General features: G+C 65.0%; 17 protein-coding genes. All 17 read left to right on the top strand.

The window, feature by feature from the left end:
- Window positions 1-217 precede the first annotated feature (217 nt).
- The 17 genes from RMO89_RS08990 (at window position 218) to RMO89_RS08910 (ending at window position 20,717) form a co-directional block, all read left to right on the top strand.
- The gene (locus RMO89_RS08990; RefSeq protein ID WP_310532603.1) at window positions 218-700 is read left to right on the top strand and encodes a division/cell wall cluster transcriptional repressor MraZ; all 483 of its coding nucleotides are present in this window, start codon (window positions 218-220) and stop codon (window positions 698-700) included.
- Window positions 697-1,704, top strand: a complete 1,008-nt coding sequence (gene rsmH / locus RMO89_RS08985; RefSeq protein WP_310532602.1) for a 16S rRNA (cytosine(1402)-N(4))-methyltransferase RsmH — start codon at window positions 697-699, stop codon at window positions 1,702-1,704. The genes RMO89_RS08990 and rsmH overlap by 4 nt, the downstream gene beginning before the upstream one ends.
- On the top strand, window positions 1,701-2,210 hold the full coding sequence (locus RMO89_RS08980) for a hypothetical protein (RefSeq protein ID WP_310532600.1): 510 nt from the start codon (window positions 1,701-1,703) through the stop codon (window positions 2,208-2,210). Before rsmH ends, RMO89_RS08980 begins: the two co-directional genes overlap by 4 nt.
- Complete coding sequence (locus tag RMO89_RS08975; RefSeq protein WP_310532598.1) at window positions 2,207-3,937, top strand: penicillin-binding protein 2; 1,731 nt, start codon at window positions 2,207-2,209, stop codon at window positions 3,935-3,937. Before RMO89_RS08980 ends, RMO89_RS08975 begins: the two co-directional genes overlap by 4 nt.
- Window positions 3,934-5,388 (top strand): UDP-N-acetylmuramoyl-L-alanyl-D-glutamate--2,6-diaminopimelate ligase, encoded by a 1,455-nt coding sequence (locus RMO89_RS08970; RefSeq protein WP_310532597.1) that lies wholly within the window; start codon window positions 3,934-3,936, stop codon window positions 5,386-5,388. The genes RMO89_RS08975 and RMO89_RS08970 overlap by 4 nt, the downstream gene beginning before the upstream one ends.
- Window positions 5,385-6,839 (top strand): UDP-N-acetylmuramoyl-tripeptide--D-alanyl-D-alanine ligase, encoded by a 1,455-nt coding sequence (gene murF / locus RMO89_RS08965; RefSeq protein ID WP_310532596.1) that lies wholly within the window; start codon window positions 5,385-5,387, stop codon window positions 6,837-6,839. The genes RMO89_RS08970 and murF overlap by 4 nt, the downstream gene beginning before the upstream one ends.
- A 12-nt stretch (window positions 6,840-6,851) precedes the next feature.
- Window positions 6,852-7,922 carry a phospho-N-acetylmuramoyl-pentapeptide-transferase gene (gene mraY, locus RMO89_RS08960; protein ID WP_310532595.1) on the top strand — a complete coding sequence of 357 codons (1,071 nt, stop codon included), beginning with the start codon at window positions 6,852-6,854 and terminating at the stop codon, window positions 7,920-7,922.
- 10 nt (window positions 7,923-7,932) lie between these two features.
- Window positions 7,933-9,270: a UDP-N-acetylmuramoyl-L-alanine--D-glutamate ligase gene (gene murD, locus RMO89_RS08955; RefSeq protein WP_310532593.1), complete on the top strand. Its 1,338-nt coding sequence runs from the start codon at window positions 7,933-7,935 to the stop codon at window positions 9,268-9,270.
- Entirely contained in the window at window positions 9,270-10,490 is a 1,221-nt protein-coding gene (locus RMO89_RS08950; protein ID WP_310532592.1) for a putative peptidoglycan glycosyltransferase FtsW, read from the top strand. The genes murD and RMO89_RS08950 overlap by 1 nt, the downstream gene beginning before the upstream one ends.
- On the top strand, window positions 10,487-11,671 hold the full coding sequence (murG, locus tag RMO89_RS08945) for an undecaprenyldiphospho-muramoylpentapeptide beta-N-acetylglucosaminyltransferase (RefSeq protein ID WP_310532591.1): 1,185 nt from the start codon (window positions 10,487-10,489) through the stop codon (window positions 11,669-11,671). Before RMO89_RS08950 ends, murG begins: the two co-directional genes overlap by 4 nt.
- A complete protein-coding gene (murC, locus tag RMO89_RS08940) occupies window positions 11,668-13,080 on the top strand; it encodes a UDP-N-acetylmuramate--L-alanine ligase (protein WP_310532590.1) in 1,413 nt (470 codons plus the stop codon). The genes murG and murC overlap by 4 nt, the downstream gene beginning before the upstream one ends.
- On the top strand, window positions 13,080-13,970 hold the full coding sequence (gene murB / locus RMO89_RS08935) for a UDP-N-acetylmuramate dehydrogenase (protein WP_310532589.1): 891 nt from the start codon (window positions 13,080-13,082) through the stop codon (window positions 13,968-13,970). Before murC ends, murB begins: the two co-directional genes overlap by 1 nt.
- Window positions 13,967-14,914 (top strand): D-alanine--D-alanine ligase, encoded by a 948-nt coding sequence (locus RMO89_RS08930; RefSeq protein ID WP_310532588.1) that lies wholly within the window; start codon window positions 13,967-13,969, stop codon window positions 14,912-14,914. The genes murB and RMO89_RS08930 overlap by 4 nt, the downstream gene beginning before the upstream one ends.
- A complete protein-coding gene (locus tag RMO89_RS08925) occupies window positions 14,911-15,954 on the top strand; it encodes an FtsQ-type POTRA domain-containing protein (RefSeq protein WP_310532587.1) in 1,044 nt (347 codons plus the stop codon). Before RMO89_RS08930 ends, RMO89_RS08925 begins: the two co-directional genes overlap by 4 nt.
- Window positions 15,954-17,234, top strand: a complete 1,281-nt coding sequence (gene ftsA, locus RMO89_RS08920) for a cell division protein FtsA (RefSeq protein ID WP_310532586.1) — start codon at window positions 15,954-15,956, stop codon at window positions 17,232-17,234. The genes RMO89_RS08925 and ftsA overlap by 1 nt, the downstream gene beginning before the upstream one ends.
- A 123-nt stretch (window positions 17,235-17,357) precedes the next feature.
- Window positions 17,358-18,896, top strand: a complete 1,539-nt coding sequence (ftsZ, locus tag RMO89_RS08915; protein ID WP_310532585.1) for a cell division protein FtsZ — start codon at window positions 17,358-17,360, stop codon at window positions 18,894-18,896.
- A gap of 132 nt (window positions 18,897-19,028) precedes the next feature.
- Window positions 19,029-20,717 carry a tetratricopeptide repeat protein gene (locus RMO89_RS08910; protein WP_310532584.1) on the top strand — a complete coding sequence of 563 codons (1,689 nt, stop codon included), beginning with the start codon at window positions 19,029-19,031 and terminating at the stop codon, window positions 20,715-20,717.
- The last annotated feature ends 44 nt before the right edge of the window (window positions 20,718-20,761 follow it).

Below are 20,761 nucleotides of genomic sequence, written 5' to 3'. Positions count from 1 at the left end.
TAGTTTAACGAGAATTTCCCGAAAATTCCGACTCTACCCCTTTCCACCCCGGTCCTTCCGCGATATGCATAGGGTCCGGTCGGGATGAATCCATTTGCCGATTCCTCAAACAGGGGGGTCAGCCAGCAGCGAGGGCGCGTTGCTGGGGCGAGGAAGCTTTGTCCCGTTGACGGGTTCGGTTTTAGTGGGGCTGGGGCGAGTGAGCGACGGGCCGGTCATGTACAGTGGGAAGGAGGTCACCGCCAAGGTAGGCGGCGATCGCTTTGTGCTGCCGCCGGAATTCCGCCATCTCGTCCGCGAATCCTCGAATGGCCAGCGCATCGTCTGCCTCCAGGCCCATCCCACGCGTCCCTGCCTCATGGGTTTCGGCCTTTCCCACCGGGTCGAACTGGAAGCGCGGATCGACAAGGAAGAGGCCATCGCCATCGAACTGGGCAAGGAATTCGACCGCGAAGACCGCGAGATCGAACTGTTCAGCTTTGAAAAGATCCCCTTCGATGACAGCGGCCGCTTTGCCCTGCCGATCGACCTGCTCGAACACGCCGGCATCACCGACAAGGTCTATTTCCAGGGCTCGATGCGGCATTTCCTGATCTACAGCCCCGATCTGGTGCCCAGCCTTGGCGACGACCACGCCACCATCAAGCGCAATTGCGCCGCCGCCATGGGCCGCTTCAAGGCCGGAAAGGGCGCGAAATGACCGGCGCGCCGCATATCCCCGTCCTGCTTGATGAAGTGATCGAAGCGCTCGCCCCTGCGCCCGGATCGCTGATCGTTGACGCCACCTTCGGCGCTGGCGGCTATACGCGCCGGCTGCTCGATGCCGGTGCGACCGTTCACGCCTTTGACCGCGACCCCGATGCGATTGCTGCCGGGCAGCTTTGGGCCGAAACACAGGGTGACGAACCCCGCCTCGTCCTCCACCCGCGCCGCTTTTCGGAAATGCTCACCTCGCTGGCCGAAGCCGGCGTCTCACGCGTTGACGGCGTGGTCATGGACATCGGTGTGTCCTCGATGCAGCTCGACCAGGCGGAGCGCGGCTTTGCCTTCTCGTCCGATGGCCCGCTCGACATGCGTATGTCGCAGGACGGCCCCAGCGCCGCCGACTTCCTCAACGAAGCCGACGAGAGCGACATCGCCGACGTGCTCTACACTCATGGCGAGGAGCGCCAGTCGCGCCGTGTGGCCCGCGCCATCGTCGCCGCCCGCCCGCTGGAAACGACCGGCCAACTGGCGCAGGTGATCCGCAAGGCGCTGGGTTACCGTCCCCATTCGAACAAGGGCCCGGCGCCCAAGGATCCCGCGACCCGCTCGTTTCAGGCGATCCGCATCCACGTCAATTCTGAGCTTGACGAGCTTGATGCCGGCCTGACCGCAGCTGAAGTGTTGCTGGGGGAAGGCGGACGGCTCGCCGTGGTCAGCTTCCACAGCCTTGAAGACCGCGTCGTGAAGCAGTTTCTCCGCAAGGCCAGCGGAGCCTTGCCCTCGGGTTCGCGCTATCTGCCAGAGGTCGGAACCGGCCCGGCAGCCACCTTCGCACAGGTCGCGAAGGCCATACGTCCAAGTGAAACCGAAGTTGCCCGCAATCCCCGGTCCCGGTCCGCGACCCTGCGCAGCGCCACGCGCACCGCCGCGCCGCCGCGGCCAAACCTGCCCCAGTCCGAGAGGCCAAATCTGCCTCGTTCCGAAAGGAATGCCGCATGATCGTCACCCGTTCACGTCTGCAAAAGATCGGTTGGGCCGCGATACTCACGGTCTGTTTCGCCATGCTCGTTGCGCTGACCTTCCGGGTCAATGCGGTGAAAAGCGAAGTTCGTCTGGTCGAGCGCAAGCTGGTTTCGGTGCAGCAGCAAAAGGAACTGCTCAAGACCGAGTTCCAGACCCGCGCCAGCCAGCGCAAGCTGACCGCGCTCAACGATTTCGAATTCGGCTTCAAGGCGCCGACCCCGGGCCAGTACCTCGAAAGCGAGCGCCAGCTTGCCTCGTTGGGTAAGCCTCGCGCGGCAGATGCGCCCGCGCCGATCATGGTCGCCAGCGCCGCCCGCGAAGAGGAAAGCAGTTTCCCCACGCTGGTCAATCCGCTGTCCGGCCGAGCCGAAGCATCCGAGGTCAAACCTGAAAAGCCGCGCCGCATAGCTGCGACTGCCGGCAACCTCGGTGCCCGCCTGTCGCAGGTGTCAGCCACGAAGCGCGATACGATCCGAGAATGACCGCCGTAGCCATCTCGACCCAGAAAAGCTCGGGGCGGATGCAACTCGTCAACGTGCGCCAGCGCATGCTGCACATTGCCAAGTGGCGGCTGCTGCTGGTCGCTGCCGGTTTCGGCGCGCTCGCCGTCGCCTCGACCGCGCGGCTGGCTTACCTGGGCGTCGATGGCGATGCCCCGGCGGCGCTGTCGATGGCCGAGGCGCTGCGCCCGCCGCGGGCCGAGATTACCGACCGCAACGGCGTGCCGCTCGCCCGCGCGCTGCCCACCTTTGCCCTGTGGTTCGATGCCCGCCCGATGGACGGCGATCCGGCGCTGGTCAAAAGCCCGCAGGAACTCGCCCGCGAGCTGGTGCAGATCTTCCCGGACGAAAATTACGACAACCTCGTTTCGGTGCTGTCAGCGGGCAAGTCGGCCTATATCCGCCACCGCGTGCTGCCCGAAGAGGCCGACAAGGTGCAGGCGCTGGGCGAGGCGGCGCTGCAGTTCCCCAAGGAAGAGGAGCGCTTCTACCCGCAAGGCACCATGGCGGCCTTCGTGCTCGGCTATGTCGACCGCAACGGCAACGGCCTGATCGGCATGGAGCAAGTGCTCGATGCGCGGCTGAAAGACCCGGCGATGCGCGGCCAGCCAGTCGCGCTGTCGATCGATGCCCGCGTGCAAGGCGCGTTGGAAGACGAACTGGCCAAGCAGATTGCGGCCAGCAATGCCAAGGGCGGCGGCGGCATCGTGCTCGATGTTGAAACCGGCGAAGTCCTGGCCTTTGCTTCGGGGCCTTCGTTCGACCCCAACCGGCCATCGGTCCTCGACGCCAATGGCGAAGGCCTGATGCACAACGTGATGACCGGCCAGAACTACGAGCTTGGCTCGGTGTTCAAGCCGATCACGGTGGCGGCGGCGATCGATGCCGGGCTGATTACCGACATTGCCCGGCGCTGGCCGGCGGGCGCGCAGATGGTCATCGCTGGGCGGCCCGTGCACGATCACAAGAGCTATGGCGCATCGCTCAATGTGCCCGAAGCGCTGATCCATTCATCGAACATTGTGCTGGCCCAGATCGGCGAGGCGCTGGGGCCGCAGGCGCTCAGCGCCAACCTCAAGTCGCTGGGTTTCTTCGAAAAGCCTTATCTGGAACTGCCCGGTCGCCGCAATCCGCAGCTGCCGCGTGAATGGTCGAACATCACCACCACCCGCGTCGCCTTCGGCCACGGCATTGCGTTGACCCCGCTGCACCTCGCCTCGGCCTATGCGGCCATGGTCAACGGCGGCATCTGGCGGCCCGCCACGCTGATGAAGATCGCGCCGGACAAGGCGCCGCAAGGCCGCCGGGTGTTCAAGGCCTCGACCAGCGCGCGCATGCGCCAGCTGCTCCGCCTGATCGTCTCCATCGGCACGGGCCGCAAGGCAGACGCCGCCGGTTACCGCGTTGGCGGCAAGACCGGAACGGCTGAAATTGCTGACGAATTCGGCTATCACAAGGACCGCGTGGTCTCGACTTTCGCGGCAGCTTTCCCGATGGACGCTCCGCGCTATGTCGTGGTGACGACGATGGTCGAACCCAAGGCAACCGTGGCCACGTCGGGCCAGCGCACGGCGGGCTATACCGCGGCACCAATCGTCGGCAAGCTGGTGCCGCGCATCGGCCCGCTGCTGGGCGTGATGCCCGACGATGGCCGCGATATCGACCTCACCGACCTGGCGCCGCTGGTGGCAAACGGGGACGGCGAATGAAGCTGGGAGCGATCGCCCAGGCCGCGGGGATCGCTCTGCCCTCGGGCGGCGACCTTCCCGTCACTGGCTTTGCCATCGACAATCGCAAAGTCGCGCAAGGCTGCGTATTCGGCGCGTTTCAGGGTGCCGCCGTCAATGGCGAGGATTTCATTCCGGCGGCGGTTCAGGCCGGGGCCGTAGCCGTGGTCGCAAGGCCGGAAGCGCGGGTCGAAGGGGTGGTCCACATTGCCGACGCCAACCCGCGCAAGACCTTTGCCCGTCTTGCTGCCCGGTTCTTCACGCCGGTGCCCGAAACCGTGGTCGCCGTGACCGGCACTAACGGCAAGACTTCCTGCGTAGAAATGACCCGCCAGATCTGGCGGATGTGCGGCCACCGCGCCGCCTCGATCGGCACGCTGGGCGTGACCACCAGCGATGAAAGCGTCTCGACCGGGTTGACCACGCCGGACATCGTCACCTTCCTCGCCAATATGACCGGATTGGCGCGCGAAGGCGTGACTCACGTCGCTTACGAGGCATCTAGCCACGGCTTGTCGCAGTTCCGCAACGAGGGACTGCGGGTGAAGGCGGGGGCATTCACAAATCTCAGCCGCGATCATCTCGATTACCACAAGGACATGGAAGACTACTTCGCGGCCAAGATGCGGCTGCTGTCCGAAGTGGTCGAGAACGGCGGTACGGCAGTTGTCTGGGCGGACGATGGCGAGTGGTCTGCCCGGGCGAGCGAACAGGCTCGCGTACGGGGCTTGAGCCTGTTCACGGTGGGCGAGGAGGGGGAGTCTATCCGCCTTCTCGCCCGTCACCCCGGCCAGCTTGGCCAGGTGCTGGAAATCGAATTCGGGGGTGCGGCGCGCAAGGTCAACCTGCCGCTGATCGGCGCCTATCAGGCGGCGAATGCGCTGGTTTCGGCGGGTCTGGCGATTGCCACTGGCGAGGAGCCGGACCGCGTGTTCGATGCGCTTTCGCGGCTGCAGCCGGTGCGCGGGCGGCTTGAACGTGCAGCGATTACCCGCGCCGGCGCGCCGGTCTATGTCGACTATGCCCACACGCCCGACGCGCTCGAAGCCGCGATTGCCGCGCTGCGACCGCACGTTGCCGGACGCCTGATCGTCGTGTTCGGCGCGGGCGGCGACCGTGATGCCGGCAAGCGCTCGCAGATGGGCCGCATCGCTGTGGAACAAGCAGAACCTGCCATTGTAACCGATGACAATCCGCGCGGCGAAGATCCCGCCGAGATTCGCCGCCAGATCCTCGCTGGTGCGCAGGGAGCGCGCGAGATTGGCGACCGCCGTGCGGCCATCGCCGCCGCTGTTACCGAAGCCAGCAAGGACGACATCGTCCTCATCGCCGGCAAGGGGCACGAGCAGGGCCAGATCATCGGGCGCGGTGCCGAAACCCGCGTCCTGCCATTCGACGACGTCACCGTAGCACGGGAGGCTGCCGGCCAATGAATATCGCCGCCCTTATCGACTGGCCGATCGAAGCGATCGACGATGCCGGCCTTGCGCTGTGGACCTCCGAAGCCATCGTTCGCGCCACATCCGGCACGGCCAACGCACATTTCCAGGTCTCGGGCGTCGAGATCGACAGCCGCGACGTGCTGCCGGGCGACCTGTTCTTCGCGCTCAAGGGCGAGGCGATGGACGGCCACCGCTTTGTCGAAGCGGCATTTGAGCGCGGCGCAGCGGCGGCCATTGTCGACCGCCCCATCCGCGGGCCGCATATCCTCGTCAAGGATACTTTCACCGCGCTCCAGCACCTTGCCAAGGCGGCGCGCGAGCGCAGCCATGCGCGGATCGTTGGCGTCACCGGTTCGGTCGGCAAGACCGGGGTCAAGGAAGCCATCTTCGCCGCTCTCGATCGCGGATCGAACGGACAGGCGCACCGCTCGGTAAAGAGCTATAACAACCATGTCGGCGTTCCGCTGAGCCTCGCCCGCCTGCCCGAACGCGCCAAGTTCGGCGTGTTCGAGATGGGGATGAACCACGCAGGCGAGATTGCCAGCCTCGCCACGCAGGTTTGCCCGCACGTCGCCGTGATCACCACGATTGCCCCGGCGCACATCGAAAACCTCGGCAGCGAGGAAGCGATTGCCGATGCCAAGGCGGAGATTTTCCTTGGCCTCGAACCCGGCGGCACGGCAGTGATCCCGGCAGACAGCCCGCATTACTGGCGGCTGCGCGCCGCAGCCGAAAAGCAGGGCGCGAAGGTTGTCTCGTTCGGCACGGCGGCTCACGCCAATGTCCGCCTGCTCGATGCTGTGCAGGCCCCGGGCGGCGGTTCGCTGGTGACGGCTGACCTTGGCGACCGGCGGCTGTGCTACACCGTTGCCGCCCCGGGAGATCACTGGGTGGCCAATTCGCTCGGCGTGATCGCCGCAGTCCGTGCTGCCGGGGGCGATCTTGGCGCAGCAGGTCTGGCGCTTGCCGAGATGGAAGGCCTGAAGGGCCGGGGCGCGCGTCACACCGTCAATATCAGCGGCGGAACCGCACTGCTGATCGACGAAAGCTACAACGCCAATCCCGCCTCAATGCGGGCCACATTGGCGCAATTGGGGGCGACAAAAGCTACGCGCCGCATCGCCGTTCTGGGCGCGATGAAGGAGCTGGGCGACTTCGCGCCGAAGTTTCATGCCGCGCTGATTGAGCCGATTGCTGCCGCCAAGGTCGATTACCTCGTCCTTGTGGGCGACGAGATGGCGGCTTTGGCCGACGAACTGGGGAAATCGGCGGGTTCCGCGCTTGGCTTTGCCGCGCCCTTCGCCCATTGCCGGACACCTGCCGAAGCATTGGAAGTGCTCGCGCAGTTCGGGTTGGAGCAGGGCGATGCCGTGCTTGTGAAGGGGTCGAATTCGGTTGGGCTTGGGGCTGTGGTGGCCGCGCTCGTCGAAGGGAAGGAATAGGATCGCCGAGGAATGCTCTACATCATTGCCGAATGGCTGCATTTCCCGGGTATCGTGAACCTCATCCGCTACCAGTCTTTCCGTGCGGGCGCCGCACTGATGACGGCGCTTGTCATCGGCCTGATCATCGGCCCGCGCTTCATCAATATGCTGCGCCTGCGTCAGGGCAAGGGCCAGCCGATCCGCACCGACGGACCGCAGACGCACCTTGCCAAGCGCGGCACGCCGACCATGGGCGGGTTGATGATCCTCGTCTCGCTGGTCATTTCGATGCTGCTGTGGATGGACCTCAGCAACCCGTTCCTCTGGGCCTGTCTGTCCGTGACCATCGGCTTCGGCATCATCGGTTTCCTTGACGATTACGACAAGGTGAAGAAGCGTTCGACTGCCGGGCTTTCCAGCAAGTTGCGGCTGGGGCTGGAATTCCTCGTCGCTGGCATCGCGAGCTACATCATCGTCAGCCAGATTGACACGAACCTCTATATCCCGTTCCTTTCGGGCCGCTACATCCCGCTGGGTCCGCTCTATTACGTCTTTGCCGCCGTCGTCATCGTCGGCGCGGGCAATGCCGTGAATCTGACGGACGGGCTTGACGGGTTGGCCACCATGCCGGTGATCATCGCGGCTGGAACCTTCGCGATTATTGCCTACCTCGCTGGCCGCATCGACTATGCCGGCTACCTCGGCATCCCGCACGTTCCGCGCGCGGGCGAACTGGCGATCCTCTGTGCCGGGATCATGGGGGCAGGGCTGGCCTTCCTGTGGTTCAACGCGCCACCGGCCGCCGTCTTCATGGGCGATACCGGCAGCCTTGCCCTCGGCGGGGCGCTGGGCGCAATCGCGGTTGCCGCACATCACGAGATCGTGCTCGCCATCGTCGGCGGGCTCTTCGTGATGGAGGCGCTGTCGGTGATCATTCAGGTGTTCTGGTTCAAGCGAACCGGGCGCCGCGTGTTCAAGATGGCGCCGATCCACCACCACTTCGAACAGAAGGGCTGGAAGGAAGAAACCGTCGTCATCCGTTTTTGGATCGTCTCGATCATCCTTGCGCTGATCGGCCTGTCCACGCTGAAACTGCGGTAACGCCGCGCCGATGCTCACCTCCGCCGCCTTTGCCGGAAAGCGTTACGCGGTCCTCGGCCTTGCCCGTTCGGGGCTGGCCGCGGTGCGCACGCTGGTGAAGAGCGGGGCCCATGTCATGGCCTGGGACAACCGCGAAGAACCGCGCCAGCAGGTCATGGCCGAATTCGGCGACAAGGTGGAGCTGGCCGATCCGGTTGGTGCCGACCTTGCCGGGTTCGACGGCATCGTCGTCTCGCCCGGCGTGCCGCTCAACACCCATCCGATCGCCAGCGAAGCGGCGGCCGTCGGCGTCCCGGTGATCGGCGACATCGAACTGTTTGCGCTGGCCCGTGCAGACCTGCCTGCGCACCGCGTCATCGGCATCACGGGCACCAACGGCAAGTCGACCACGACCGCGCTGGTCCACCATCTGCTCAAGAGCGCGGCGCTGCCGGTGCGGATGGGCGGCAACATCGGACTTCCCATCCTCGCGCAGGATCCGCTGCCGGCGGGCGGGGTTTATGTTCTCGAACTGTCGAGCTACCAGATCGACCTGACCTACAGCCTCGCTTGCGAGGTGACCGCGCTGCTCAACATCACGCCTGATCATCTCGATCGCTATGATGGTTTCGGCGGCTACACCGCGTCGAAAGCGCGACTTTCCGAAATGCAGCGGGCAGAGCAGCACGCTGTGTTCGGTACTGGCGATCCCGAAACGTTGGCCATCGCCAGCCGCGAACAGGCGCGCCGCGCGCCGGGACTGGTTCATTACGCCGATGGCTCGCGCGTGGCTGCGATGCAGCCGGACTGGCCGACGCTGCAAGGCCCGCACAACCTGCAGAACGCGGCGGTTGCGGTGGAGATCGTCGAGGCGCTCGGCCTGACCGAGGGTCAGTGGCGCCCGGCCATGGCAACTTTCAAGGGCCTGCCGCACCGCATGGAGCGCGTCGCCGAGGCGCAAGGCGTACTCTACATCAACGACAGCAAGGCGACGAACCCGGCCAGCACCGCACCGGCGCTCGCGGCCTTCCCGCCAAAACCTGATCGCCGCGTCCACTGGATCCTCGGCGGCCTGCCCAAGGGCGACGATCTTGACGAATGCGCGCCGTTCTTCGGCAATGTCGCGGCGGCCTATACCATTGGTGAGGCCGGGCCGAAGTTCGCGAACCTGCTCGAACCCTATATGCCCGTCCGCCGCAGCGAGATGATGTGTGAAGCGATCCGGCAGGCGATGGAAGAGGCCAAGCCCGGCGATGTCGTCCTGCTATCGCCTGCCTGTGCCAGCTTCGACCAGTTCCGCGATTACGAAGCGCGCGGCGATACCTTCCGCCAGATCGTCGATGCCCTGCTCGAAGGTGGGTCCTGCTGATGGCGAGCAATCCGCCTTTCGTCCCCCGTTCCGGCATCACGCCCGGCGCTGGCAATCGCCGGCGCAGCAAGGTTCAGGAAATCGCGGTCTGGTGGCGCGAGATTGACCGGGTGGCGCTGGTGCTGGTGCTCGCGCTGATGGCGATGGGCGCGGCAGCAGTGGCGGCTGCCTCTCCGGCCAGCGCGCGCAAGCTGTCTACCGCGAATATCAAGCTTGATGATCTGCACTTCTTCTGGCTGCAATTGCGTGTCCAGTTCGCCGGCATCCTGGTGATGCTTGGCGCGTCGTTCATGTCGAAGGAATGGGCGCGGCGCGTGGGCATCGTGCTTGGCGCGGCCATGCTGGTCGGGCTGGTGCTGGTGCTGCTTCCCGGTATCGGCCATTCGGTCAAGGGTGCTCGGCGCTGGGTCAATCTGGGCGTCGGATCGTTGCAGCCGTCCGAATTTCTCAAGCCGGCCTATGCGATCCTGATGGCATGGATCCTCAGCTGGAAGATCCGCGACGCCAAGATCCCGGTGATCCCGATCACCGCCGGCTTGATGATCATGGTTTCGGCCCTGCTGATGGCCGAGCCGGACTTCGGGTCGACGGTGCTGTTCGTTGGCGTGTGGTTCGTGCTGGTCATGCTTTCGGGCATGGACATGAAGAAAATTTCGATCCTGATCGGTGGCGGTCTGACGGCGGTGATTGCGACCTATTTCCTCTATGACAACGCCCGCCACCGGATCGACAATTTCCTCGGTGGCGGCACGGCCTATGACCAGGTCGACTTGGCCCACAAGACCATCACCGCCGGCGGCTGGACCGGCAGCGGCATGTGGCTGGGTATGCGCAAGCTGGCGCTGCCCGAGGCGCATACCGATTACATTTTCTCGGTCATCGGCGAGGAATTCGGTCTGCTGTTCTGCCTGATGATCGTCATCGTATACCTCGCGCTGATCGTGCGCGTGCTGCTCCGCCTGATTGACGAGGAAGACCTGTTCACGGTGCTCGCAGGGGCTGGGCTGGCGGTGCAGATCGGCGGACAGGCCTTTATCAACATCCTCGTCAATCTCGGCCTGTTCCCGTCAAAGGGCATGACCCTGCCACTGATTTCCTACGGTGGTTCGTCCACGCTGGCGCTGTGCTTCGGCATCGGGCTGATGCTGGCGATCACCCGCCGCAATCCGTTCCTGCGGCGCGAACCGTTCAACCTATTTCCTCCGGAGACCCAGCGATGACCGCCGTCAGCCGCCATTTCGTGCTGGCCGCAGGCGGCACGGGCGGACACCTGATCCCCGCCTTCGTGCTTGCCGAAGAGCTTGAGCGCCGCGGGCACCACGTGGCGCTGATCACGGACGCGCGGGGCGCGCAGATCCCCGGCAAACCCGCCGGCCTGACCGCACACGTGCTTCCCGCCGGCCGACTTCAGGGCAAGAACCCGCTGTCGTGGATCAAGGGCGTGCGTGCCATCATGGAAGGGCGGCGCATGGCGCTGCGCCTGTTCGAAAGTTTTGAGCCAAGTTGCGTGGTCGGCTTCGGCGGCTATCCCGCGTTCCCGGCGCTGATGGCGGCGCAATCGGCGGGGATCCCGACGATCATCCACGAACAGAACGCCGTGCTGGGCCGGGTCAACCGGTTCCTTGCCGGCAAGGTCAATGCCATTGCCACGGCCTATAGCCACATCGACCGGCTGGCCCCCAAGCTTGAGGAAAAAGTCCACCTCGTCGGCAACCCGGTTCGCGCCGATGTGCTGGGCTTGCGCGAAAAGCCCTATCCGGCGTTCACCGAGGACGGCCTGCTGCGCGTGCTGGTGACAGGCGGCAGCCAGGGTGCGCGAGTACTGTCCGAAGTTGTCCCCGATGGCCTCGCCATGCTGCAGCCCGCGCTGCGCGAGCGCCTGCAGGTCACACAGCAGTGCCGCGCCGAGGATATCGAGGCGGTCCGCGCGCGCTATGCCGGACATGACATTCCCGCCGAACTCGGCACCTATTTTGAGGACATGGCGAACCGCCTGGCCGACGCGCATCTGTTCATCGGCCGCGCCGGAGCCTCGACCGTGTCAGAGCTGACGGCGGTTGGTCGCCCGGCGATCCTCATCCCGCTCCCCATCGCCACCGACGACCATCAGGCCGCCAATTGCCGCGACATCGTCGAGGCCGGCGGCGCGCGCGCGATCCGTCAGGAACGCTTTACCGCGGTGGAACTCGCCAAGCAGATTCAGGCCATGGCGCAGAATCCCGGCAGCCTTGCCAATGCTGCCCACGCTGCATGGAACTGCGGCTATCCCAATGCTGTCGCCGATCTAGCCGATCTGGTGGAAAGCTTCGGCGCTGCCCCCATGATGGACGTCATCCGCGTCGGCGGCAGCGCGCAGGCGCATCAGGGCAAGGAAGCACTGGCCATGGAGACGCCCGAATGAAGGGCGTCGGCACGGAAATCGGCACGATTCATTTCGTCGGCATCGGCGGCATCGGCATGTCGGGCATTGCCGAGGTGATGAACAACCTTGGCTACACGGTGCAGGGCAGCGACATTGCCGAGGGCTATGTCGTAGAGGGCCTGCGCAAGCGCGGAATCAAGGTTTTCATCGGCCATGCGACCGAGAACGCCGTCGATGCCGCCGTGGTCGTTACCTCGACCGCAGTGAAGCGCGACAATCCCGAAGTCGTCTACGCGCTCGAACACCGCATCCCGGTGGTGCGCCGCGCGGAAATGCTCGCCGAACTGATGCGGTTGAAGAACACCGTCGCCGTGGCTGGTACGCACGGCAAGACCACGACGACATCGATGGTCGCGGCGCTGCTCGATGCCGGCGGGGTCGATCCCACGGTGATCAATGGCGGCATCATCAATAGCTACGGCTCGAACGCCCGCCTTGGCGCGAGCGACTGGATGGTGGTCGAAGCCGATGAGAGCGATGGCTCGTTCCTGCGCCTCGACGGCACCATTGCGGTCGTCACCAACATCGATCCCGAACACCTCGACCATTACGGATCGTTCGATGCGGTGAAGGATGCCTTCGTCGAATTCATCGAGAACGTGCCGTTCTATGGCTGCGCGGTGCTATGCATCGATCACCCCGAAGTCCAGGCGGTGATCCCCAAGGTGCGCGATCGCCGCGTGGTGACTTACGGTTTCTCGGCCCAGGCCGACGTGCGCGGTGAGAACGTGACGCCCTATCCCGGCGGCAACCGCTTCGATGTCGTCGTGCGCGAACGCGATGGCTCGCAGCGCCGGATCGAGGGGATCGAACTGCCGATGCCCGGCCGCCACAACGTGCAGAACGCGCTCGCTGCCGTTGCAGTAGCGGCGGAAATGGGTTGCACTGACGATGTCATCCAGACCGGCTTCCACAAGTTCCACGGCGTCAAGCGCCGCTTCACAAAGGTGGGTGAGGTAGATGGTACGACGGTGATCGACGATTACGGCCACCACCCGGTCGAAATTCGCGCCGTGCTCTCCGCTGCGCGCGAAGGCGTGGGCACCGGGCGGGTCATCGCCGTGGTCCAGCCGCACCGCTTTACCCGCCTGCGCGATCACATGGAAGACTTCCAGTCGGCATTCAACGATGCCGACATTGTCTATGCCGCGCCGGTATATGCCGCAGGCGAAGCGCCAATCGAGGGCGTGGATTCGCAGGCTCTGGTCGAGGGCGTAAAGGCGCGCGGCCACCGTGCGGTGTTCACCGTGGCGGGAGCCGACGAGCTTGCCGAAGCGCTGGCGAACTCGGCGCAGCCCGGCGACATGGTCGTGTGCCTTGGCGCGGGCGATATCACCAAGTGGGCCGCCGGTCTGGCCGATGCGATCAAGCTCAAGAGGGGGGCATGATGGCCGACACCCTCCCGCGCGTCGCCGGCAAGTTGACTGCAGATGCTCCGCTGGCGCCGCTGGTGTGGTTCAAGTCGGGCGGCACGGCGCAGTGGCTGTTCGAGCCGAAAGACCTCGCCGACCTGCAACAGTTCCTGCGCGACCTTGATCCGGTCGTGCCCGTCATGGCTCTGGGTCTTGGTTCGAACATGATCGTCCGCGATGGCGGCGTTACCGGCGTGGTCGTGCGGCTGGGCAAGGCCTTTGCCAAGGTCACCGCGAGCACCGGCCTGACGCTCGATTGCGGCGGCGGGGCGAGCGGGATTCTCGTTTCCTCCACCGCGCGTGACAATGCCATTGCCGGCCTCGAATTCCTTCGCTCGATCCCCGGCACGGTCGGCGGCTTCGTGCGGATGAACGGCGGCGCTTATGGCGGCGAGGTCAAGGATATCCTCGTCGATTGCGACGTCGTGCTGCGCTCGGGCGAGCTGGTCACGCTGCCGGTTGCCGACCTGCATTACACCTATCGCCACTCCGAACTTCCCGAAGGCGCCATCGTCGTCGCCGCGCGATTCAAGGGCCGCCCGGGCGAACCCGCCGCAATTCAGGCAGAAATGGACCGGATCTCCGCCAGCCGCGAAGCCAGCCAGCCGCTGCGCTCGAAAACCGGCGGCTCCACCTTCAAAAACCCTGAAGGCCAAAAGGCCTGGGAACTGGTCGACAAAGCCGGCTGCCGGGGCCTCCAGATCGGCGGCGCGCAGGTGAGCGAGAAGCACACCAACTTCCTGATCAACACCGGCGATGCCACCAGCGCCGATATCGAAGCGCTGGGCGAAGAAGTGCGCCGGCGCGTGAAAGACAACTCGGGCATTACGCTCGAATGGGAAATTCAAAGGGTAGGTAAGAAGTGACTTTGCCGAAGCTTCACATCGCGGTCCTGATGGGCGGTTGGTCCAGCGAACGGCCGGTTTCGCTCATGTCGGGCGAGGGCGTTGCCAAGGCGCTGGAATCGCGCGGGCATCGGGTCACGTGGATCGACATGGACCGCGATGTCGCGCTGAAGCTCACTGAGGCGAAGCCCGATGTCGTGTTCAACGCGCTCCACGGCTGCCCGGGCGAGGACGGCACGGTGCAGGGCATGATGGACCTGATGGGGCTGACTTACACTCACTCCGGCCTCGCAACCTCGGTCATCGCGATCGACAAGGAACTGACCAAGCAGGCGCTGGTCCCGCACGGCATCCCGATGCCCGGCGGGCGCGTGGTGCAGAGCGAGGAGCTTTACGAATGCGATCCACTGGCGCGGCCCTATGTGCTGAAGCCGGTTAACGAAGGTTCTTCTGTGGGCGTCGCCATCGTGACCGATGAGGGCAATTACGGCCAGCCGATCAGCCGCGAGGCGAAGGGGCCGTGGCAGGAGTTTTCCTCGCTTTTGGCAGAGCCGTTCATTCGCGGACTCGAACTGACCACGGCGGTCATCGGCGACCGCGCGTTGCTGGTCACCGAACTGAAGCCCAAGTCCGGCTTCTACGATTTCGATTCGAAGTACACCGACGGTATGACCGAGCATGTGTGCCCCGCCGAGATCCCAGACGACATTGCCGAAGCTTGCAAGGAGATCGCGCTGCGCGCCCACAAGCTGCTCGGCTGCAAGGGCGCAAGCCGCAGCGATTTTCGTTGGGATGACCAGCGCGGGGTCGAAGGGCTGTTCCTGCTTGAGGTCAACACCCAGCCGGGCATGACGCCGCTCAGTCTGGTGCCTGAACAGGCGAAGCATTGCGGCATGAGCTATGAAGACCTCGTCGAGGAAATCGTTGCCGAGGCGATCCGCGATAGGGCCGGGGAGGCAAAATGAGCCAGACCATCCGCCGCAAGGGAAGCAACGTCCGCAAGGTCGCCGCGCAGCAGTCCAAAGCGCGCTCGGTGCGCAATGCCAAGGCGAAGACCGGCTCCATGCTCGATAGCTTCATGAACTGGCTGCCGGTCAGCGAGGAGGTGCTGCAGCGCCTGTTCCTGCTGTTCATCCTTGCGGTTGCAGCCATCGCCGTCGTCGTGATCGCGCGGCTGGCGGGCGTGCCTGAACTGATCGGGCGGCAGTTCGCCATGGCGGCGGGCGATGTCGGCTTTTCGGTCAACAAGGTCGAGGTGCGCGGGGTCAAGCACCTCAACGAGCTCAAGATATACGAACGCGTCGATACGGCGATGGGCCGGCCGATGCCCGAAGTCGATGTCGACCAGATCCGCAGTGAACTGGTCCAGCTCAACTGGATCGAGGATGCCCGCGTTTCGCGCCAGTTGCCTGACCGGCTGGTGATCGACGTAGTGGAACGCAAGCCTCACGCCGTGCTGCGCAAGCCTGACAAGCTGGTGCTGATCGATGCCACCGGCCACGAACTTGAACCGATTTCCGCTGAACGCGCCAAGGGCAAGCTGATCGTCTTCGGTCCCGGTTCAGCCAAGCAGGTCGAAGCGCTGACCACGCTGCTCGGCGCGGCCCCTGCGCTCAAGCCGCAGGTGACCGAAGCCGAATGGGTGGGCAACCGCCGCTGGAATGTCGCTTTCAAGACCGGCCAGATACTAGCCCTTCCGGAAGGGGAGAAGGATGCCGCCAATTCATTGATGACCTTTGCACGGCTGGACGGCGTCAACCGCCTGCTCGGCGGCAAGGTCGCCGTGTTCGACATGCGCACGGCTGGCCGCATCTATTTCCGCGTGCCTGAGCGGGCCGCTGACGCCGCGACAGCCACGGCGAAGGCTGCAGCGGCAAAGGCGGCGGAAAAGTCTGCCTCTGCCGAAACGAAGGATGCCAACGACACCAAGGTCGCCAGCGCCAAGGTCGCCAGCGCCAAGACCGACAAGGCCAAGCCCGGCGAGAAGAAGAAGGAGCAGCAATAGTGGCACAGCCCCGCATTGCGCGCCTGTTCGGCGCGGTAAACATCGGCTCCTTCCGCATTTCCGCGATGATCGCGGGCATTACGGAAACCAATGAGATGGTCGTCCTCGGCTCCGCCCACCGCGCGGCGCAGGGCGTCAAGCGCGGCTATGTGACCGACATGACGGCGGCTACCTATGCGGTGCGCGATGCGCTGGAACGCGCAGAGAAGATCGCCGGCGTAACGGTCAATTCGGTGTGGATCGGCACGTCAGGGGCAGGGCTAACCAGCCAGACCGCTCAGGTCGAGATCGAGATTGGCGGTCGCCGCATCGAACAGGACGACATCGATCACCTTTTGGTCGCCGGGCGCGATGTGATCCAGCCTGACGGGCGCATGGTACTCCATGCCCAGCCGGCGCATTACACGCTCGACGGGGCGCATGGGGTGGCCAATCCCAAGGGGCTCCATGCCGAGCGCCTCGGGGTAGACATCCACGTCATGCTGGCGGACGGCGCGCCGATCCGCAACATTACAGAAGCCGTGCAGAACGCGCATATCGATGTCGAGGCCGTCGTCGCCTCGCCGATCGCCGCCGGCCATGCCTGCCTTTCCACCGAAGAACGCGATCTGGGTGTGGCTCTGGTTGAAATGGGCGCGGAAGTGACCAACGTTTCGGTCCACGCTGGCGGCATGCTGCTCGGCCTTGCCTCGATCCCGATGGGTTCGGGCGATGTCACAGATGCCATTGCCTCGGCCTTCGGTATTCGCCGTTTTCAGGCAGAGCGGCTGAAATGCGTCAACGGCTCGGCCATCGCCAGCCCCGCCGATCACCGCGAGATGATCGCGATCAACGCGCCGGGCGAAGAGAACGCCGGTCCGGTCGCACGCCATGCCGACGAGGCGAACCGGATCCCGCGCGCTGAACTGGTCGCGGTGATCACGCAGCAGCTTGGTCGCTTGATGGAAGAAGTGAACAAGGCGCTCAAAGTGCTTGGATTCACTGGAACAAAGGGTCAGCTCGTGGTTTTTACCGGCGGCGGTGCGGAACTGACCGGCCTTGCCGATTTTGCGCAGTCCGCGCTCGGCAAGCCTGTCCGGGTGGCCAAGGCCCCCGAAATCCGGGGCCTTGCCGATGCCCACGCCAAGCCGGGATTTGCGGCTTTGGCCGGCCTGATCCTCTATGCGGCGGCCGATCCGATCGACATCCGGGCGATCGGGCCTAACTATCAGCAAACCCATACCTATGCGGGCATGGGCCTGGCCGTACGGGTGTGGAGGGCCATCCGTGAATATTTCTAGGTTGAATCCCTTAGGCTTGGCCTGTGGACAACGTCTGAAAGTGGCTTGGGGAACCGAGTCGAAGCGTGTCAATATTAGAAGTGCGCACCCGTACCCGCGGCATGGGTCTATTTGGAGAGCGAGATGAGCATCAACATCGGTCCACCGGCAGTGGAAGAACTGCGCCCGCGCATCGTCGTGATCGGCGTTGGTGGTGCTGGCGGGAACGCGATCGCCAACATGATCCGGGCGGAAATCGAAGGCGTTGATTTCGTCATCGCCAACACTGACGCCCAGGCGCTGAACACGTCGGTTGCCGAACAGCGCATCCAGCTTGGCCCGGACATCACCCAGGGCCTCGGCGCCGGTTCGCGCCCCGAAGTGGGCAAGGCTGCGGCTGAGGAAACCCTGACCGAGATCGAGCGTTCGCTTGATGGGGTGCACATGTGCTTCATCGCGGCCGGCATGGGCGGCGGCACCGGCACCGGTGCGGCTCCCGTGATCGCCAAGGCTGCGCGTGACAAGGGCGTGCTCACCGTCGGCGTCGTGACCAAGCCGTTCCTGTTTGAAGGCACCCGCCGCATGCGCGCTGCGGAAGCCGGTATCGAGGAACTGCAGAAGCACGTCGATACGCTGATCGTCATTCCGAACCAGAACCTGTTCCTCGTCGCGAAGGCCGAAACGACCTTCAAGGAGGCCTTCAGCCTGGCCGACGAAGTGCTGCAGCAGGGTGTGCGGTCGATTACTGATCTCATGGTCATGCCGGGCCTGATCAACCTCGATTTCGCCGACGTCCGCTCGGTCATGGGCGAAATGGGCAAGGCGATGATGGGCACGGGCGAGGGTGCGGGCGAAAACCGTGCGCTCGAAGCGGCCGAACGCGCCATCTCGAACCCGCTGCTCGACGGCGTGTCGATGCAGGGCGCCAAGGGCGTGATCATCTCGATCATCGGCGGCGACGACATGAAGCTGCTCGAAGTCGATGAGGCCGCGAACCACATTCGCGAGCTTGTCGATCCAAATGCCAACATCATCTGGGGTTCGGCGTTCAACCCGGACCTGCAGGGCAAGATCCGCGTCTCGGTCGTTGCCACCGGCATCGAACAGACCGCCGAAATGGCGACCGAAGCGGCCAAGCCTTTCAGCCTCAGCGCATCGCGCGGGCCAGTGCTTCCAACGGCTGGCATGGAGCAGACTGCCCCGGCTGCTGCTGCCCCGGCAGTGCCTGAACCTTATGTCCCGGCGCCCGAACCGGAAGCGGCGGCTGACGAAGACGCGTTCGAGCTGGGCGAATTTGCCGAGTCCGATGAAGCCGAAGCTGCCGATGCGGCGCCCGAAGACGCCGGCTGGACTTCCGCCGAAGCTGCGGATGAACCTGCAGAAGCGTCCGCGCCGGCCGCCGGTGACGACGATCTGCTCGGCAGCGCCAGCCGCCTGGTCGAGGAAGATGAAGGCTCGCCGCTGATGCGCAAGCGCCCGCTGGTGTCGTCCAGCAGCGAAGCCGATGAAAAGGCACCGCGCCTGTCGTCGAGCAGCGCCGGCAGCACTCTGTTCGAGCGTATGGCGAACCTGTCGCGCGGCGGCAGCTCGTCTGACGAAGCGGAAGAGGATGAAGCCAAGGACGAGGCCGATACGCCTTCGATCTCGATTCCGCGCTTCCTCGGACGCCAGAACAACCAGTAACTTGGCCCCCGGCGCGCTGGTCGCGCCGGGCTGCCCCGTTCGTGCGCCGTTCAGCATCATTGCGCCATTGTCGCAGCGGCGTTGCTGTGTCAGGCCGCAACGGGATCGGGGTCGCGCGTGGGTGGAGTGAACGTGTCGCAATTTTCGAAGTTCGGGGCGTTGAAGTTCGGCGGGATATTCGCGCTGGCTCTCGCTGGGCTTGCCGCTGCGCCGCTTCCGGCATTGGCCCAATCCACGTCCCGTGCGGTTGTTCAGGCTCTGCCGGGACCGGAATCGCAAGCGCTCAATTCCGCACTTTCCCGGCTCGGGCGTAATCCGAAAGACGTGGTTGCGCTGATCGATGCCGGCAACGCCGCGCTTGCCATGGGCGATGTTGACGCCGCCGTCGGCTTTTTCGCCAATGCCGACTCGATCCAGCCCAACAGCCCGCGCGTCCGCGCCGGTCTGGCCGCGGCGCTGGTGCAGAACGGCAATCCCTATGATGCGATTCCCCTGTTTACCGAGGCCGAAGGCGCCGGCGGCATGGACCCCCGGCTCAATGCCGATCGCGGGCTCGCCTATGATCTGGTCGGCGACAATGCCACTGCCCAGAAGTATTACCGGCTGGCGCTGGCAGCCTCGCCCAGTGACGAAGTGAAGCGCCGCCTTGCGCTCAGCCTCGCCATCGCCGGCAATCGTACCGGCATGGAAGAGGTTCTGATGCCACTGCTGCAAAAGGCGGACAAGCCGGCCTATCGCACCCGGGCGTTCGCGCTCGCCATCCTTGGCAAGCCGGACGAGGCGGTGACGATCGCTTACCAGTCGATGCCGCAGGACCTGGCCGTCGGAATCTCGCCCTACCTGCGCTACATGCCGCGCCTGACCAAGGCGCAGCAGGCGGCAGCGGCGACTTTCGGCCATTTTCCGCGTGCAGCCGACATTGGCCGTGATGATCCGCGCGTCCTGCGGTATTCCCCGCCGGTGCACGTTGCCACCGCAGAAGGCACGCTCGTCCCTGTCGGCAAGCCGCTCGGCAAACCGGAAAAGGGCACCGAAAAGGGTCGGGACGAGAAGGCCAAGAAAACCACGCAGCTCGCCGTGGCGCGCGCGGCCAGTGCCGTGCCGGTGCCGCAACGCGCGGCGCTGCCGGATTTCAAGCCGGCGAGGGAAGAAACTGTCGCTCCGCTTCAGGTCAAGCCGCCGGTCTTGACGCAGGTTGAAACGCCGCCGGCGCGGCAGGTTGCCACCGTGACACTGCCACCGGCCAAGCCGCTGACCATCCCGTCCGCGCAGGTAACTCCGCCCGCGACGGCGCTTGCGACTGGTCCCGCGCTGGTTCCTGCACCTTCTACCGCTCCAGCAACCCTGCCGCCCGCAACTATTACAACTACTCCGAAGCCTACGCCTGCGCCTGCGCCAGCAATTGCCGCCGCGCCGCCGAAGCCGAAGTTCTTCGATGCCTTCGGCGACCTTGGCGCGCCAACAGCGGCAGCGGTGCCTGCCTCGGGCGCGGTGGACATTCGCAAGATCGCCGCAGCCAAGGCGCAGGCCGAAGCCAAGGTTACCAAGCCCAGTCACCCCAGCCGCATCTGGATCCAGGTCGGCGTCGGGCGGGGCAAGGGGCCGATGCAGTCTGACTGGAAGTCACTGGTCAAGGATGTTCCCGAACTGCTTCGCGGCAAATCGGCTTCGACCACCGACTGGGGCAAGACCAACCGCCTTCTGACTGGCCCCTTCGAGACTGAAAGCGCGGCAAAGGCCTTGCTGGCAAAGCTGAAGAAGCAGAAAGTCGATGCCTTCGTCTGGACGAGCCCGGCGGGGCAGGTGGTCGATCCGCTGTAGTTCCTGCTGCCGGCTCGGGGCTTTTCCACATGGTGTGAACAGGC

Source organism: Novosphingobium sp. (assembly GCF_031424035.1).
Classification (GTDB): Bacteria; Pseudomonadota; Alphaproteobacteria; order Sphingomonadales; family Sphingomonadaceae; genus Novosphingobium.
The sequence above is the reverse complement of the archived record's forward strand: the minus strand, read 5'-3'. Positions and strand labels throughout refer to the sequence as shown.